General features: G+C 36.7%; 14 protein-coding genes and 1 other RNA gene. 9 read left to right on the forward strand and 6 right to left on the reverse strand.

Going from position 1 to position 15859, the window contains the following annotated elements:
• Positions 1 to 54 precede the first annotated feature (54 nt).
• The 4 genes from Q2U82_RS15305 to pheT all read left to right on the forward strand — a co-directional run bounded on the left by Q2U82_RS15305 (position 55) and on the right by pheT (position 6236).
• Positions 55 to 1017 (forward strand): FG-GAP repeat domain-containing protein, encoded by a 963-nt coding sequence (locus Q2U82_RS15305; protein ID WP_410005676.1) that lies wholly within the window; start codon positions 55 to 57, stop codon positions 1015 to 1017.
• A gap of 75 nt (positions 1018 to 1092) precedes the next feature.
• Positions 1093 to 2496 (forward strand): T9SS type A sorting domain-containing protein, encoded by a 1404-nt coding sequence (locus Q2U82_RS15310; RefSeq protein WP_410005677.1) that lies wholly within the window; start codon positions 1093 to 1095, stop codon positions 2494 to 2496.
• A gap of 35 nt (positions 2497 to 2531) precedes the next feature.
• Positions 2532 to 3704 (forward strand): MFS transporter, encoded by a 1173-nt coding sequence (locus Q2U82_RS15315; RefSeq protein ID WP_410005678.1) that lies wholly within the window; start codon positions 2532 to 2534, stop codon positions 3702 to 3704.
• 105 nt (positions 3705 to 3809) lie between these two features.
• Positions 3810 to 6236 (forward strand): phenylalanine--tRNA ligase subunit beta, encoded by a 2427-nt coding sequence (gene pheT / locus Q2U82_RS15320; RefSeq protein ID WP_410005679.1) that lies wholly within the window; start codon positions 3810 to 3812, stop codon positions 6234 to 6236.
• A gap of 78 nt (positions 6237 to 6314) precedes the next feature.
• On the opposite strand, the gene Q2U82_RS15325 is transcribed toward pheT, so the two are convergent.
• Together Q2U82_RS15325 and Q2U82_RS15330 are read right to left on the reverse strand one after the other, a co-directional pair.
• Entirely contained in the window at positions 6315 to 6905 is a 591-nt protein-coding gene (locus Q2U82_RS15325) for a fasciclin domain-containing protein (RefSeq protein WP_410005680.1), read from the reverse strand.
• Between the two features lie 103 nt (positions 6906 to 7008).
• Complete coding sequence (locus tag Q2U82_RS15330; protein WP_410005681.1) at positions 7009 to 7587, reverse strand: fasciclin domain-containing protein; 579 nt, start codon at positions 7585 to 7587, stop codon at positions 7009 to 7011.
• 160 nt (positions 7588 to 7747) lie between these two features.
• On the opposite strand from Q2U82_RS15330, the gene Q2U82_RS15335 reads away from it, so the two are divergent.
• From Q2U82_RS15335 to Q2U82_RS15345, 3 genes are read left to right on the forward strand one after another with little or no spacing between them, the layout of a single operon-like run.
• On the forward strand, positions 7748 to 8464 hold the full coding sequence (locus tag Q2U82_RS15335; protein ID WP_410005682.1) for a hypothetical protein: 717 nt from the start codon (positions 7748 to 7750) through the stop codon (positions 8462 to 8464).
• Positions 8465 to 8521: 57 nt separating this feature from the next.
• A complete protein-coding gene (locus Q2U82_RS15340) occupies positions 8522 to 8767 on the forward strand; it encodes a DUF2007 domain-containing protein (protein WP_410005683.1) in 246 nt (81 codons plus the stop codon).
• Positions 8768 to 9001: a DUF2007 domain-containing protein gene (locus tag Q2U82_RS15345; RefSeq protein WP_410005684.1), complete on the forward strand. Its 234-nt coding sequence runs from the start codon at positions 8768 to 8770 to the stop codon at positions 8999 to 9001.
• Positions 9002 to 9025: 24 nt separating this feature from the next.
• Here the strand turns inward: Q2U82_RS15345 and Q2U82_RS15350 are convergent, their stop codons facing one another.
• Positions 9026 to 10645 carry an ABC-F family ATP-binding cassette domain-containing protein gene (locus Q2U82_RS15350; RefSeq protein ID WP_410005685.1) on the reverse strand — a complete coding sequence of 540 codons (1620 nt, stop codon included), beginning with the start codon at positions 10643 to 10645 and terminating at the stop codon, positions 9026 to 9028.
• 215 nt (positions 10646 to 10860) lie between these two features.
• On the opposite strand from Q2U82_RS15350, the gene Q2U82_RS15355 reads away from it, so the two are divergent.
• A complete protein-coding gene (locus Q2U82_RS15355) occupies positions 10861 to 12177 on the forward strand; it encodes a TlpA family protein disulfide reductase (protein ID WP_410005686.1) in 1317 nt (438 codons plus the stop codon).
• A 13-nt stretch (positions 12178 to 12190) separates the two neighbouring features.
• Here the strand turns inward: Q2U82_RS15355 and fsa are convergent, their stop codons facing one another.
• From fsa to ffs, 3 genes are all read right to left on the reverse strand, one after another.
• Positions 12191 to 12844, reverse strand: a complete 654-nt coding sequence (fsa, locus tag Q2U82_RS15360; protein ID WP_410005687.1) for a fructose-6-phosphate aldolase — start codon at positions 12842 to 12844, stop codon at positions 12191 to 12193.
• A 698-nt stretch (positions 12845 to 13542) separates the two neighbouring features.
• On the reverse strand, positions 13543 to 14349 hold the full coding sequence (locus Q2U82_RS15365; RefSeq protein ID WP_410005688.1) for an SDR family oxidoreductase: 807 nt from the start codon (positions 14347 to 14349) through the stop codon (positions 13543 to 13545).
• A 196-nt stretch (positions 14350 to 14545) separates the two neighbouring features.
• Positions 14546 to 14644, reverse strand: an RNA gene (ffs, locus tag Q2U82_RS15370) — signal recognition particle sRNA small type.
• 86 nt (positions 14645 to 14730) lie between these two features.
• Between ffs and Q2U82_RS15375 the strand changes: the two genes are divergently transcribed.
• Positions 14731 to 15777, forward strand: a complete 1047-nt coding sequence (locus Q2U82_RS15375; protein ID WP_410005689.1) for a glutaminyl-peptide cyclotransferase — start codon at positions 14731 to 14733, stop codon at positions 15775 to 15777.
• Positions 15778 to 15859 lie beyond the last annotated feature (82 nt).

Raw genomic sequence — 15859 nt, forward strand, 5'->3', positions numbered from 1 at the left:
TCATTTTAATATATTGTAGGAAAGAAGTACTTTGTGAACTCTTAAATACTTCAAATGAAAACAGCACTACTATTTCTTTCAGCAATACTTTTTTCCTTTTCAATTAGCGCACAGATTGACTTTGAGCCGCATATAACAGTTGACGATACAGGCGGTACAAACGGCGCCAATTCAGTATTTGCTGCAGATCTGGATGGCGATGGCGATATGGATATGATTTCCGCTTCCACAAATGATGATAAAATAGCATGGTACAAAAACATTGACGGATTAGGTGCCTTTGGGCCCCAGCAAATAATTTCAGAAACCGCATTGGGAGCTTATTCTGTTTTTGCAACAGATATTGATGGAGATGGTGATATGGATATTCTTGCAGCATCTTATTTTGATGATACCATTGGTTGGTTTGCAAACAATGGCCAAGGAACTTTTGGTTCAAGACAAATAATTTCTACCCTAGCAGATGGCGCATCCTCAGTATATGCAAATGATGCTGATGGCGATGGTGATATGGATGTATTTTCAGCTTCAGCTACGGATGATAAAATTGCTTGGTATGAAAACACGAACGGACAGGGAAATTTCGGAGCACAACAAGTGATTTCTACAAATTTTGATTACCCATTAGAAGTTGTTGCAGGTGATATTGATGGTGATGGAGATATGGATATTCTTTCAGGAAGCAGATATAACAACAGCCGTGTAGCTTGGTTTAAAAATACAAACGGCCAAGGAAATTTTGTTTTTCAGCAGGAACTAACTACAGATATTTCATATTGCCGCGCAGCTACTCTCGCAGACATGGATGGTGATGGAGATTTGGATATTGTGGCAACATCATGGACTTTTGGAAGCCATCGGGTTATTTGGTTTGAAAACACCAATGGACAGGGAAACTTTAACAACACACCAAATACTGTTGGGCTATTAACCAATAATGCAAACCCAGAAACGCTTTATGCAAAAGATTTTGATAATGATGGAGATTTGGACATTGCCGTTGGAACTTATAATTAAGGATTTTCTTGGTTTAAAAATAATGGCTTTGGTACTTTCGGTGCTAAGCAAATTATAGATAATGATATTGAAGATGTGCAAGCTATTTTTTCCGTAGATATAGATGCAGATGGTGACCAGGACCTACTAATGGCTTCTAGCAGGGCAGATAGAATAGCCTGGTACAAAAACACAAATGGGCAGGGAAGCTTTGGCCAAGCTAATGAATTGGCAGCTATAAACAGTGCAAATGGTGTGTTGAGTGTTCTATCAGCAGATTTAGACGGTGATGGAGATAAAGATATCCTTTCTGCATTGTCCTTTGATGATCGAATTGCTTGGCAAGAAAATCTTGACGGACAGGGTTCTTTTTCTGAACTTATAACAATAGGTAATTTAAACAATCCTTATTCTGTATTTGCGGGAGATATAGATGGAGACGGAAATACGGATGTCATTACAACAGGTCAAGATAGACTAGTCTGGTATAAAAATCTTGATGGTAATGGAAATTTTGGTACAGAACAAGTCATAAATACCGAAGATTATTCTGTAACAGTATATGCCACAGACATCGATAACGACGGTGATTTAGATGTTTTTTCTTCCGACGGGACCAATATTTACTGGCATGAAAACCTTGATGGTAACGGAAATTTTGGCCCCATTCAAATAATATCTAATGAATTTACATATAGTGATTCTCTGGTAACCGCAGATTTGGACGGTGATGGCGATAAAGACTTAGTAGTGACCGATGCATTTGATGGCCAAGTAGTTTGGTTTGAAAACATGGATGGGGAAGGAAATTTCAGCACCAGTAATACAATTGACACCCTAGAGTCTCCAGAATCTGTCTATGTGGCTGATTTGGATAACGATGGAGACATAGATATAATAACATTGGATTACTCTACAAATGAAGTAATGTGGTATGAAAACATCGATGGGCAAGGGAACTTTGGAAGTGTAAGAATTATTTCAACGACAGTTGAAAGAGCATTTAGTGTTTATGCCAAAGACCTTGATAATGATGGAGATGTTGATATAATGTGTACCGCTTATAGTCCTAATGAAGTAATTTGGTTCCAAAATGATGGTGCTGGAAATTTCAACTTCCAACAAACGATATCCTCAAATATTTTTTCTGCTAACAGCATTTTTGCTGATGATTTTAACGGTGATGGCAAAATAGACATTCTTGCATCATCATACGCTAAGGACGAAATAATCTGGTTCGAAAACAAAGGCCCATTGGGAATAGAGGAAAACATAACCAATCTTTTCAGCATTTACCCAAATCCAACAAACGGAATTTTTAATATAAATAGCAATTCAACAATTACTGAAATAGCTGTTTATAACAACCTCGGGCAACTGCTTTTCACTTCTGAAGAAAACAACCAAGTAGATATTTCAGCTTTAAGCGAAGGAATCTATTTTGTAAAAATCAAAGGTGAAAACGGACAAACCGAAACTAAAAAAGTGGTAAAAAAATAAATTGAAGTATCTTTCAAGGTAATTTATCCAAGCCCTTGAAAACAATCACCCGCACTGTCTGGATTCTTTCCCTCGTCAGCCTGTTTACAGACATGGCCAGCGAAATGCTCTATCCAATAATGCCAATCTATTTAAAAAGTATTGGGTTTTCAATATTACTTATTGGCGTGTTGGAAGGTTTGGTTGAAGCCGTGGCGGGATTGAGCAAAGGTTATTTCGGACAACTTTCTGATAGTAAGGCAAAACGCGCTCCTTTCGTGCAACTCGGTTACTCGCTGAGTGCCATTTCAAAACCGATGATGGCCTTTTTTGTGTATCCGCTGTGGATTTTCTTTGCAAGGACCACAGACCGTTTAGGAAAAGGAATCCGTACAGGCGCTCGTGACGCCATGCTTTCAGCGGAGACGACAAAGGCAAACAAAGGAAAGGTTTTCGGATTTCACCGGTCTATGGATACCTTTGGAGCAGTCCTCGGTCCTGCCCTTGCATTATGCTATCTCTATTTTTATCCCGAAGATTATATAAACCTTTTCTACATAGCCTTCATTCCCGGCATTTTGGCGGTAATTGCCTCCTTCCTTTTAAGAGACAGAAAGGCTGAGACCACTTCTCAAAAAAAGAAAATAAATTTCTTCTCCTTTATAAATTATTGGAAACAAAGTTCCTCAGAATACAGAAAAGTAGTTCTTGGCTTACTCTTTTTTGCACTCTTCAACAGCAGCGATGTTTTTTTGCTTCTAAAAGCAAAAGATGCTGGATTAGACGATACTTGGGTAATCGGTGTTTACATTTTTTATAATTTAATTTACGCCCTCACCGCTTTTCCTTTGGGAAGTTTCGCCGATAAAATTGGTCTTAAAAAAATGTTCATCTTCGGATTGATCATCTTCAGTTTAGTGTACTTCGGAATGGGTTTAACTACAAATCTATACGCCATCATCGCCCTTTTCTTCGGCTACGGAATTTATGCCGCAGCCACCGAAGGCATTTCCAAAGCGTGGATAACAAACATTTCAAAGTACGAAAACACCGCGACGGCCGTGGGAACTTATTCCGCTTTCCAAAGTATTGTTGCAATGATCGCAAGCGTAATGGCTGGTTTGTTGTGGTTTTATTTTGGAGCGAATGTCACATTTTTGGTTACTGCAATTGCAACAGTTGTAGTGATTGTATATTTTTTAAAATTAAATTTCACCTCGAAAAATTAAAACTTTGAACTTTTAGCTTTAAACTTTCATTGTAAAACTTTAAACTTTCAACTTTCAACTTTAAAGGAAATACTATCTTTGCCCTCTGTTTAGAATTTTACACTTATGACAATTTCATACAACTGGTTAAAACAATTTATCAACCTCCCTTGGGACGCCGAAAAAACGAGTGAACTATTGACAGATCTAGGTCTTGAAGTAGAGGGAATAGAAGATTTTTCTTCAGTAAAAGGTGGTTTGGAAGGCGTTGTGGTAGGCCACGTTTTAGAATGTGCGCAACACACCAACGCAGACCGACTGAAAGTAACCAAAGTTGATGTTGGAAATGGCGAAATAATACAAATTGTTTGTGGCGCCCCCAACGTAGCCGTGGGCCAAAAAGTTCCTGTAGCCACCGTTGGCACTACACTTTATGATGCAGAAGAAAAACCTTGGCAAATAAACAAAGGAAAAATTCGCGGCGAAGTTAGTGAAGGAATGATTTGCGCCGAAGATGAACTGGGTCTCGGAAAATCGCACGACGGAATTATGGTATTGGACGCCAAACTAAAACCTGGAACAACTTTAGCCAAAGTTTTAGAAATAGAAAACGATAAAGTTTTTGAAATAGGATTAACTCCAAACCGCGCCGATGCTATGAGCCATTGGGGCGTTGCCCGCGATTTGAAAGCTGGACTGCTCCATCAAGGTATTTCTACAAAGCTAAATACACCATCAACCAGTAGTTTCAGAATAGACAACCGCACCCTGAAAATTGACGTTAATGTAAAAGACAGTGCTTTGGCACCACGTTATTGTGGAATAACCATAAGTAATCTTAAAGTTGGAACCTCTCCAGCTTGGCTTCAAAACAGGTTGAAATCTATTGGACTTTCACCAATAAACAACATCGTTGATGTAACCAATTATGTGCTCCACGAACTTGGTCAGCCACTTCATGCTTTTGATGCTGCAAAAATTTCAGGTAATACCGTTAACGTAAAAACAATACCTTCTGGAACAAAATTCACAACTCTTGACGGTATTGAACGCGAACTTCACGAAGAAGACTTAATGATTTGTGATGGTGAAAAACCTATGTGCATTGCCGGTGTTTTTGGAGGAATTAACAGCGGAGTTACAGAAAACACAACAAACATTTTTTTGGAAAGCGCATATTTCAACCCCGTAAGCATTCGCAAAACCGCAAAACGCCACAATTTAAGTACAGATGCTTCCTTCCGTTTTGAAAGAGGGATTGACCCAAACATTACAGATTACGCGCTTCGTTACGCCGCCATTTTGATTGTTAAAGTTGCCGGAGGACAAATAACGAGTGACTTAATAGATATTTATCCTAAGAAAATTGAAGACCACCAAGTTTTTCTGAATTTTGAAAAGGCAAATAAACTTATAGGTGAAGAAATTCCGAAGGAAACTATTAAAGACATCCTTACTTCCCTTGAAATGAAAGTGAATAACGTAACCGAAACAGGCATCGGAATGACCATTCCCGCCTACCGAAACGACGTTACCCGCGATGTTGATGTTATTGAAGAAATACTACGTGTTTATGGCTACAACAACATAAAGTTTACTCAAAAACTCAATGCTTCCATTTCCACGGTTTTGCCTGGTGAAGATTATGATGTTCAAAACAAAATTGCGCTACAATTAACCGGACTTGGTTTTAACGAAATGTTGAACAACTCGCTCACCACACCAAAATACAATGAGCTAAGCGAAACCATCAAAGAGAACTACAACGTAACTATGCTCAATCCCTTGAGCCATGATCTTTCTGTGATGCGCCAATCTATGTTGTTTTCAGGTTTGGAAGCTATTGAATATAACAGCAACAGAAAAAACAGTGATTTAAAATTATTTGAATTCGGAAAAACCTATCATAACTTTCCGGGTAGCCGCACAGAAACAAAACATTTGTCGCTCTTCATTACTGGATTAAAATCTGAAGGAAATTGGGCAACACCAGACACAAAAAGTAATTTCTTTTTCGGAAAAGGAACAGTTGTGTCTTTAATGGAACGCTTGGGGCTTGGCATGTACTCTGAAGAAAATACCGATAACGATATTTTTTCTGAAGGAATTGCCTTCCGTAGAAATAAAGAAATAGTTGTTGAATTCGGAATTGTAAGTAAGAAAATCACCAAAGAGCTTGATGTTGATGCAGAAGTGTTTTATGCAGATTTCAACTGGGATGCGGTGCTGAAACAAATCTCAACTAAAAATTTCAAGTTAAGACCAATCGCAAAATTCCAAGCAGCACAGCGCGATTTTGCTTTGTTGCTTGATGATTCAGTTCGGTTTGGCGAACTGCAAGCTGCAGCATATGGCGCTGAAAAGAAATTTTTAAAAGCCGTTACACTTTTTGATGTTTATAAAGGTAAAAACCTTCCGGAAGGAAAGAAAAGCTATGCTTTAAGTTTTACAATTCAGGATGAAGAAAAAACACTTACTGACAAACAGATTGATAAAATAATGAGCAAGCTTCAACAAAAATTCGAAACCGAATTTGGAGCAGTTCTTAGATAAAAGAATAAACCACAATAAAAAACAGCGGCCATATGGTCGCTGTTTTCATTTTAAATAAATGGGAAATTGGGGGCAATTTTATTTAGGCAAAACAACGCTATCAATAACGTGAATAACTCCATTTGATTGGTTTACGTCTGCAATAGTAACAGTTGCCATTCCTCCATTTTCATCCATTAAAACAACGTTTTTGCCTTTCATCATTACTGTTAAGGTTCCACCGCTCACGGTTTTGTAAGTTGCTTTTCCATTTCCTTTTTTGATGTCCTTCATAATATCTGCGGCACTATGTTTTCCAGCAAGTACGTGATAGGTTAAGATGGTTTGCAATGTTTTTTTGTTTTCAGTTTTTAGTAGATTCTCAACAGTTCCTTTTGGAAGTTTTTCAAAAGCCTCGTTTGTTGGTGCAAAAACCGTAAATGGGCCATCACCTTGAAGGGTTTCCACCAAATCTGCTGCTTTTACTGCTGCAACAAGTGTGGTGTGGTCTTTAGAATTTACTGCGTTTTCAATAATGTTTTTGGTTGGGTACATTGCGGCACCACCAACCATTACTGTTTTTTCTTTCATTTTGTCATCTTTCATCATTTTGCCTTGTGCAAAAATTGAAGAAGTTCCAGCCAAAAGGGCTATTGAGAATAATGCTGCTGTAAAAAGTTTTGATTTCATAATAATGTGTTTTTAGTTTTATGTTTATGTGCATATAAACGAAAGTCCGGAATCTGCGGTTTTGCAGTTTCCGGACTTTAAGGTTTATTTAACTTTTATAAAACTATTCTTCTGAAGTGGGAAAAATTAATCCATCAATAATATGGAAGAAACCATTTTTATGATAAAAATCTTGCGCGATAATGTTTGCCGTTCTATTTTCAGAATCAACCAATTGCAACTCTCCATTTGTTTCACGCACACCTAAGCTTTCACCTTCAAGGGTTTTTAAGTAAATGATCCCGCCTTTTTTAGCTATTTCGCTTTTCAAGGTATTACTATCTACTCTGCCAGGAACGGCCAAATATTTTACAACTGAATTGATAATCTTTGAGTTTCCCACAATAGAATCTCGTCTTTTTTTAGAGAGGTTTAAAAAAGCCTCATCTGAAATAGCAAAAAATGTTATCATTTCCTGGTTTTCCAGTTTTTTTCGCGAAGGTTCATTTTTTAATATTTTGGCCAAAATGGTAAAATCTGGAGCCTCTTCAATGTTTTCGTAAAAAGTTTTGCTTGAGGTGAAAGTACTCTCCCCCAAAGTTTTGGAAACTTCCGCGCTATCTGTTGAAAGGTACTTTTGTGCAGAAACGGTAGTTACCAAACAAACCATAAAAAAAAGCAGAAATGTATTTTTGAATTGCATAAAATTAATTTTTAAAGATTGTAAATATAGCAAATACAAAGCCAATTATTCTTCAAACGGAAAAGCCTTGGCTTTATTAGATATTTTTCTTGAAACTGTGTTAAATAGTTGTTTTGATGAAATGTACTGTGTAAATTTAATATCAAAAAAATTGCCTCCTATGTTTTCCAGAACCAATATAGAAATACAACTGCTTAAATTTCGTTCCAAACGGATTGGAGAGCAGGACATTATGGATGAAGTTCAACGTATTTTTTCAGAAAACGAAAAAAAGCGGGAAGAAATTATTTTAAGTTTAACCGAAAATCTCAACGAAGTTGAAAACCATCTCAATTTTGATCTGCTTGAAACCGAACACATTTTTCATATTGAAGACATTAAAAAACTTTGTATAACTTATCGCCTACGGTTTCTGGATTCGCATTATTTTAAAGGAGATTTTCCAGAAGAAGCCATTTCAGAAATACGGAGTCTTGAAAAAAAACATCAAATTGCTTTGAAAAACTTCAAAATAATTGCGCCCGCAAAACTTTTAAAGCTTGAAAATGCTGATGACCCTTTGCTGTTTGCGCCTATGGGCAATGACTATTTTTACTTAATCCATAAATGGGGCAATGATTTGCACCCTCTCCGCAAACTACAAATGTGGCCCTATAAAAGTTTTGATAATTTGGTCTTCACCGTTTTCCTTTTAAGTATCTTGCTTACCGCAATAGCTCCAATGCATTGGATTTCCAAAAACCCTGGAATTGCGGAATATCTATTTTTGGGTATTTTTATTTTTAAGGCTGTAGCAGGGATGGTTCTTTTTTATGGCTTTTCAAAAGGAAAAAATTTCAATGGAGCTATTTGGAACAGCAAATATTATAATGCTTGAATTTAGCAGTCAATAAAATAGATAACTCAATAACTTATTAATCTAATAATTTTAAAAATGTCAGAAAACAAAGAAGAAACAGTTCGCATATATACCGGCTCCGATATAATAGCAACAGGATTAGTAGGGAGATTGGAAGAAGTAAATATTACCCCAATACTTCGCGATGACGAACAAAGCGGAGTAATGTTTGGCTCTGGAAGTAAGTTTGATGATCAAGTTCGGGTATATGTTAGAAAAGATGAACTTGCCGTTGCACAGCCAATTGTAGATGCTTTTTTAAAAGAAATAGAAGAAGAATAAATGTCTGAAATAACGAGAATTTATACAGGCCCCACTTTAATTGCAAAAGGCTTGGTAGCAAGATTGAATGAAATTGGAATAAACCCAATTGAAAGAAACGATCACGACAGTAGTTTACGTGCAGGTTTCACAATGAGCATTGCAAACCAAAGCATGGTTTTTATTCGAAAAGACGAAATAGAAAAATCTCAAGCTACAGTTGATGAATTTTTAAAAGAAATAGGCGACCAATAAGTTTAGTCGCCTATTTTTTTATGCTTAAACTGCATACATTTTATCACGCAGTTCCTTCAATTTCTTGTCGCCCATATATTCATCAAAAGTCATGTAACGGTCTATCGCTCCATTTGGAGTTAGTTCGATTACTCGTGTACCTACTGTTTGTGCAAATTCGTGGTCATGGGTTGTTAACAATACAGTTCCTTTAAAGTTTTTAAGTGAATTGTTAAAAGCCGTAATTGACTCTAAGTCCAAATGGTTTGTGGGTTCGTCCAACATAAGAACGTTTGCACGAAGCATCATCATTCGGCTAAGCATACATCTCACTTTTTCACCACCTGAAAGTACATTGCTCTTTTTTAATGCTTCTTCCCCGCTGAAAAGCATTTTTCCAAGGAAACCACGAAGAAAAACTTCCTCGCGCTCTTCTTCAGTCTTAGCGTATTGACGCAACCAATCTACCAACGACAAATTATTTTTGAAGAATTCTTCATTGTCAAGTGGCAAATAACTTTGGTTTGTAGTAATTCCCCATTGAAAGGAGCCGCTGTCTGGTTTTGCATGCCCATTCAGTATTTCATAAAAAGCAGTAGCAGCACGAGAGTCACGTGAGTAGATTACCACTTTATCGCCTTTGGCTAAGTTAATGTCAACATTCTTGAAAAGTGTTTCGCCGTCAATAGAAGCAGAAAGTTTTTCAATATTCAAAATTTGATCGCCAGCTTCGCGTTCGCGTTCAAAAATAATAGCTGGATAACGGCGGCTAGATGGCTGTATTTCTTCAACGTTTAATTTATCGAGCATCTTTTTTCGTGAAGTTGCTTGCTTGCTCTTTGCCACGTTTGCACTAAAGCGCATAATAAATTCCTGAAGTTCTTTACGTTTTTCTTCAGCTTTTTTATTTTGCTGTGAACGTTGACGAGCTGCTAATTGGCTACTTTCATACCAAAAAGTATAGTTCCCACTATAATGATTAATTTTTCCGAAGTCAATATCACTAATATGGGTACAGACTGAATCTAAAAAGTGACGGTCGTGTGAAACTACAATTACGCAATTTTCATAATTTGCCAAAAAGTTTTCCAACCAATTGATGGTTTCATAATCCAAATCGTTGGTAGGCTCATCCATAATAAGAACGTCTGGGTTTCCAAATAATGCTTGTGCAAGCAGCACGCGCACTTTTTGTTTCCCGTCCAAATCCTTCATCAATGTATAATGGAGACTTTCATCAATACCAAGGTTTGACAACATAGCAGCGGCATCACTATCAGCGTTCCAACCGTTCATTTCTTCAAAAGTCACTTGCAGTTCGCCAATTTTTTCGGCATTATCATCAGTGTAATCTTCATAAAGCTTGTCAATCTGCGTCTTTATGGCAAAAAGTTCTTTGTTTCCACGAACCACGGTTTCAAGTACATTATATTCATCATAGGCATTGTGGTTCTGTTCAAGGACAGACATTCGTTTTCCTTTTTCCAAATGTACGTGACCAGAAGTAGGATCCTGTTTGCCTGAAATGATTTTCAGAAAAGTAGATTTTCCAGCGCCATTGGCACCGATTATTCCATATATATTGCCTGTATTGAACTGTGTGCTTACCTCGTCGAACAACACGCGTTTACCAAACTGAACCGAAAGATTTGAAACTGAAAGCATAAATTTTTAAATTTTGCGCAAAAGTAGCCATTTAAGCGATACACCGAAAACATTAACGTTTTAAAAATCCTTTTAACCATGATTTAACAAAATACAGTAAACGCCTAGGTTACATTTGTCTGTTAATTTTAATGGTAGTGCGATTGTTTAAAAAAATACTTCTTCTTTTATTAATTACCACGCTTTTTTCTTGTAAAAACAAGAATGAAAATACTGTGCGAACAACATATATAGGTGGCCAAATAGTAAATCCAACGGTTAACTACATTATTTTTTCCAAAGGCAACGAAATATTGGATACGGTAAAACTGGATGGTAACAACTTTTTTCATTACAAAACCGAAAAAATAAAAACAGGCTTATATTTTCTTAAGCACGGAGAATCCCAAGTTTTCTTTATTGAACCTGGCGATAGTTTGCTTATTCATTTAAATACTATTGATTTTGATGAATCCCTAGCCTATTCAGGGAGAGGTGGCGCGCAGAACAATTTGTTGATGGAGCTCTATCTAATGAACGAAACTGAAAACCAGAATTTGCAGAAATGGTATGCGCTCTCATCAACAGATTTTGATCAAAAGATTGATTCCTTAAAAGCAATAAAACTTAATAAATACGAAGAATGTATCAAAGAAAATGAAGTTGATGAAGGATTTAAAAAGGTTGCGCTTGCTAATATAAATTACGATTATTATTCAAAAAAAGAGATGTACGGTGCAGCAAACAGGAAGTATCCCGAAAAGTTCTCCAAAGATTTCTTTGATTATAGAAAGAAGATAGATTTTAAACAGAACGAGCTTAAATTTTACTACCCCTATTACCGTTTTATGAATCGGTATTTTGAAAATATGGTGTGTTCAGAATATGCCAATAAAAAACCGATTGATCGCAACTCTTTTGAATATAATCACCGAAAAATTGAATTAATTGATAGCATTGTTACGTCAGACTCTCTCAAGAACAGCTTGTTGCGCTATAATGCCATGTGGTATTTACTGAATGCCAAAGATGCTGAGGAAGAAGCCAAATTTTTTGAGACTTATTCAAAAATGAATACAGATGAAAAGAATCTTCTAGAGGTACGTAAAGTGTTTGATGCTTCGGTAAAACTTACTAAAGGCAACACAATTCCAAATGTGGCAGTGGTTAGCACGGACAATGTTGTAAAAGACCTGCAGAGCATTATTAAAGCACCATCTGTGGTGTATTTTTGGACTAGTCAGTCTGCAACTTTATATAAAAATATTCATAATCGTGCAGCAGAGCTAAAATCAAAGTATCCGGAATATGATTTTTTAGCCATAAATACTGATACCCATTATAAAAAATGGCGTGAAACTGTAAAGAAATCAAATTACAATCCCGTAACAGAATTTCAGCTTGAAAATTTGGCGGATGCAGAAAAGAAACTTGTTTTAAATGCTATGAACAAGGTTCTTATTGTTGATAAAAATGGAATTATCCTAGAAGGAAAAACCAATATGTTCAACACTAACTTTGAGGAGTTATTGCTTGGTTTTTTGAATAGATAAGTGCTTCGCCTAGTTAATTTCCTTTTTTATAATCTTCCAAAAACTGTTTTAAACCACTGTCAGTTAAAGGATGTTTCAACAAACCTTCAATAGATGAAAGCGGTCCGGTCATAACATCAGCCCCAATTTTTGCGCAGTTTATAACGTGCATCGTGTGGCGAACGGAGGCTGCAAGGATTTTTGTTTCGAAACCGTAGTTGTCATAAATCAAACGGATATCTGCAATTAGTTCAAGACCGTCGGTTGAAATATCATCCAGTCTTCCTATAAATGGCGAAACGTAGGTTGCGCCAGCTTTTGCTGCCAACAACGCTTGCCCTGCTGAAAAAACCAAAGTACAATTAGTGCGAATTCCGTGATCTGTGAAATATTTAATTGCTTTTACACCTTCTTTTATCATTGGCACCTTCACTACAATTTGTGGGTGAAGTTCTGCTAGCTCCTCGCCTTCTTTAACCATTCCTTTAAAATCGGTTGCAATTACCTCTGCGGAAACGTCGCCATCAACAATATTGCAAATATCTACATAGTGTTTCAAGATATTGTTACGGCCGGTGATGCCTTCCTTTGCCATCAGAGATGGATTGGTGGTTACACCATCAAGCACTCCCAAGTCTTGGGCTTCACGGATTTGGTCAAGGTTTGCGGTATCGATAAAGAATTTCATAAATGTGGATTTATATTATTGTTGTAAAAATAGCGAAGAATGTTTCCATGAAATAGCGTTGTTGAAAAAGATTGATAAGTTGGTTGTCTGTTCTCAATTCTCTGTTATCGGTTTTCTGTTGTTGCAAAAAAGGAGAATGTGGATTGCGGGAGTGAAAATGTTTTTTGCGGGGGGCTAATTGTTAGTTGCAGGAAGAAAAATGTATAATCCGGGAGGTAAAATGTTAGTTGCGGAAAGAATAGTGTGAAATGTGGGGGGTTAAATGTTAATTGCGGGAAGGAAAATGTTGTTTGCGGGAAGGAGAATGTAAATTGCGGGAGGCCAAATTTTAAATGCTGGTAATAATTAGTGTTATGACAGTCTAATTCTTTGTATTATCATTTTCATTAACGAAAACTTCATCCTTTCTCCAAATATAAATAGGCATTGTTATTACACTTAAAAATAGTAGTAAAACAGTCCAATTGCCTTTTTTGTTTTTATCTATATTTTTGAAAGTCCAAATTCTAAAAATTAAATAAGCTAGAGCTGGTATATACAGTATACAAACTAGAAGGTTTTGATATTCAAAAGGAACTAGATTATTCGTTATCAAAGAAATAAGTCAATATTCCAAAAGGTGAGCGCATAAATTAGACTTATTAAATATGATATAGTTAATAATATTTTTAGGTATAATTTCATAAATAAATTATTCATCACTTCAACCCATAATGCTTCAAAAGCATCTGTTCATAAACCTTGTCGGGTAAAATACGTTTCAACACGATGGAGAATTTCTGCAATGATGAACCTACTTTATAATGAATTCTCGGGTTTTCGGTTTCAATAATTTTATGCACCATCTTTGCCATTTCCAAAGGATCACCTCCATTGTCCACGTGCTCATTCATCATTTTCAGGGTGTTGCCGTAATCTTTTTTATAAGGAGAATTTTCCAAAACTGGGGCGTGATAACGTCCTGCGGCAATGTTGGTGGCGAAATCACCCGGAGCGATGTTTGTCATTTTTACACCGAACTGTATTGTTTCCATACGCATTGCTTCAATAGTTATTTCTAAAGCAGCTTTGCTGGCGGAGTAAATTCCGCGGTATGGAAGTCCCATATATCCTGCTATGGAAGTGATATTCAAGATATGCCCAGAACCTTGTTTGCGCATTTGTGGTAGGACGGCTTTAATTACGTTTATAGGTCCGTGAAAGTTGGTTTGGAATGCTTTTTTTATTTCGCTTTCGGGAGTTTCTTCAATTGGGCCCGTAATGCCCACGCCGGCATTGTTAATTACCACGTCAATTCTTTCAACCTTGCTTAGTATTTCAGCAATGGCAGCTTCAATGGATTCAGTAGCATTAACTTCCATTTTTAAAAGAGGAAAGACGGAATCTGTAATTTTTTCAGGGTTTCGGCTTGTTCCAAATACTTGGTAACCGCGTTCAGAAAGGTATTCCCCAATGGCTTTACCAATTCCTGAAGAACCGCCCGTAATGAGTACTGTTTTTGGCATAAAAGGTTGTTGAAAAGCAAAGGTGCGTTTCTGCGGTGGGTTTTCCAAATAGTTTCTTGAAAAAGAAACAAGAACCAAGAAACAAGACTGAAGGGAAATAGGACAGATTTTGCAAAACATCTCAGACTCGTCTTGGTTCTTGCAGCAAAGCGGTCTTGATTCTTGACTCTTAAAATAGGAAAGTTTAGCGCACAAAAAATGGCAAGCTACCTACATCACACCGCTACGACCATTTACCTTTGCTGCGTTCCCGCCCTGGAGGATTCAACAGGAGCTGGTTGTGTAGGACTTGCCGCTGCAAAGATAAGGCTTTTTGAAGTTTTCGCAAGTATTTTTACATTTCAATTTTAATAAATACCTTGCGGAAAAATAATTTGAGTTATGAAAATTTATAACGTTTTAGCTCCTACCCTTTTAGTACTTTTAATGAGTGGCTGCGGAAATAATTCTGAAGAAAAAAAAGATGCTTTTTCACTGGAAATCAAAAATTCGAAGAAGACTTATACCCCAGAAGATACGCTGACAATTGCTTTAAACAACAAAAAAAATATTGAAACCGATTCAATAGTTTATTTTTTGAACAAAGACAGGATTGAAGTTTCTGGCAATACTATTTCACTTTCGGGAAAAAAACTTGGCGAGAAAGCACTAATTGCCAAAATTTACAGTGATGGCGAAGTGTTTGAAGCCTCGCAAAACATAACCATTCTGTCTTCCATAAAGCCAAAACTCTATACCTATAAAATTCTGGAAACCTATCCGCACGATATAAAAGCCTACACACAAGGTTTGGAATTTGAAAACGATACTTTATATGAAAGTACAGGACAGTACAAAGAATCATCGCTTCGGAAAACGGACTATAAAACCGGGGAAGTTTTAAAAATGGTAAAACTTTCAGATCAATATTTTGGGGAAGGGCTTACCATTCTTAACAACAAAATATATCAGCTTACCTATCGTGAAAATACCGGCTTTATCTATAATTTGAAAACCATGGAGCAAACCGGAACTTTTGTTTATGGCCAAAGCCGTGAAGGTTGGGGTTTATGCCACGATCCAGAAAACAACATATATAAAAGTGATGGAACAGACCGAATCTGGACTCTAAATTCAAACACTCTTGCAGAAAAAGATTACATTGAAATATTTACGAATACCAGTAAAATAAACAGCGTGAACGAGCTGGAATGGGTTGATGGGAAAATCTATGCAAACGTTTATCAACAAGGCTCCATAGCCATTATTGATCCTAAAAACGGTGCCGTGGAAGGCGTAATAGACTTGACTGATTTAAAAGATAAAGTTACACAACACCCAGAACTAGACGTTCTAAACGGTATTGCCTATAACGGAGAACCAAACATACTATACATTACAGGGAAAAACTGGGACAAGCTGTTTAAAATTGAGATTATTCAGAAATAAATTTCAGTTATAATCCTTTTCCCTCATTAAAACGACCGCTTTGCTCAAAAGCGGTTTTTTCATGGTTTGTTATTTGATTTCT

Source organism: Aequorivita nionensis (assembly GCF_046352995.1).
Classification (GTDB): Bacteria; Bacteroidota; Bacteroidia; order Flavobacteriales; family Flavobacteriaceae; genus Aequorivita; species Aequorivita nionensis.

Bases quoted from the DNA above. Each gene is read 5' to 3' on its own strand.
- Q2U82_RS15325 (WP_410005680.1), bottom strand. From the start codon at position 6,905: ATGAAATCAAAACTTTTTACAGCAGCATTATTCTCAATAGCCCTTTTG.
- Q2U82_RS15305 (WP_410005676.1), top strand. From the start codon at position 55: ATGAAAACAGCACTACTATTTCTTTCAGCAATACTTTTTTCCTTTTCA.
- Q2U82_RS15345 (WP_410005684.1), top strand. From the start codon at position 8,768: ATGTCTGAAATAACGAGAATTTATACAGGCCCCACTTTAATTGCAAAA.
- Q2U82_RS15330 (WP_410005681.1), bottom strand. From the start codon at position 7,587: ATGCAATTCAAAAATACATTTCTGCTTTTTTTTATGGTTTGTTTGGTA.
- Q2U82_RS15335 (WP_410005682.1), top strand. From the start codon at position 7,748: ATGTTTTCCAGAACCAATATAGAAATACAACTGCTTAAATTTCGTTCC.
- Q2U82_RS15350 (WP_410005685.1), bottom strand. From the start codon at position 10,645: ATGCTTTCAGTTTCAAATCTTTCGGTTCAGTTTGGTAAACGCGTGTTG.
- fsa (WP_410005687.1), bottom strand. From the start codon at position 12,844: ATGAAATTCTTTATCGATACCGCAAACCTTGACCAAATCCGTGAAGCC.
- Q2U82_RS15340 (WP_410005683.1), top strand. From the start codon at position 8,522: ATGTCAGAAAACAAAGAAGAAACAGTTCGCATATATACCGGCTCCGAT.
- Q2U82_RS15375 (WP_410005689.1), top strand. From the start codon at position 14,731: ATGAAAATTTATAACGTTTTAGCTCCTACCCTTTTAGTACTTTTAATG.
- Q2U82_RS15365 (WP_410005688.1), bottom strand. From the start codon at position 14,349: ATGCCAAAAACAGTACTCATTACGGGCGGTTCTTCAGGAATTGGTAAA.
- pheT (WP_410005679.1), top strand. From the start codon at position 3,810: ATGACAATTTCATACAACTGGTTAAAACAATTTATCAACCTCCCTTGG.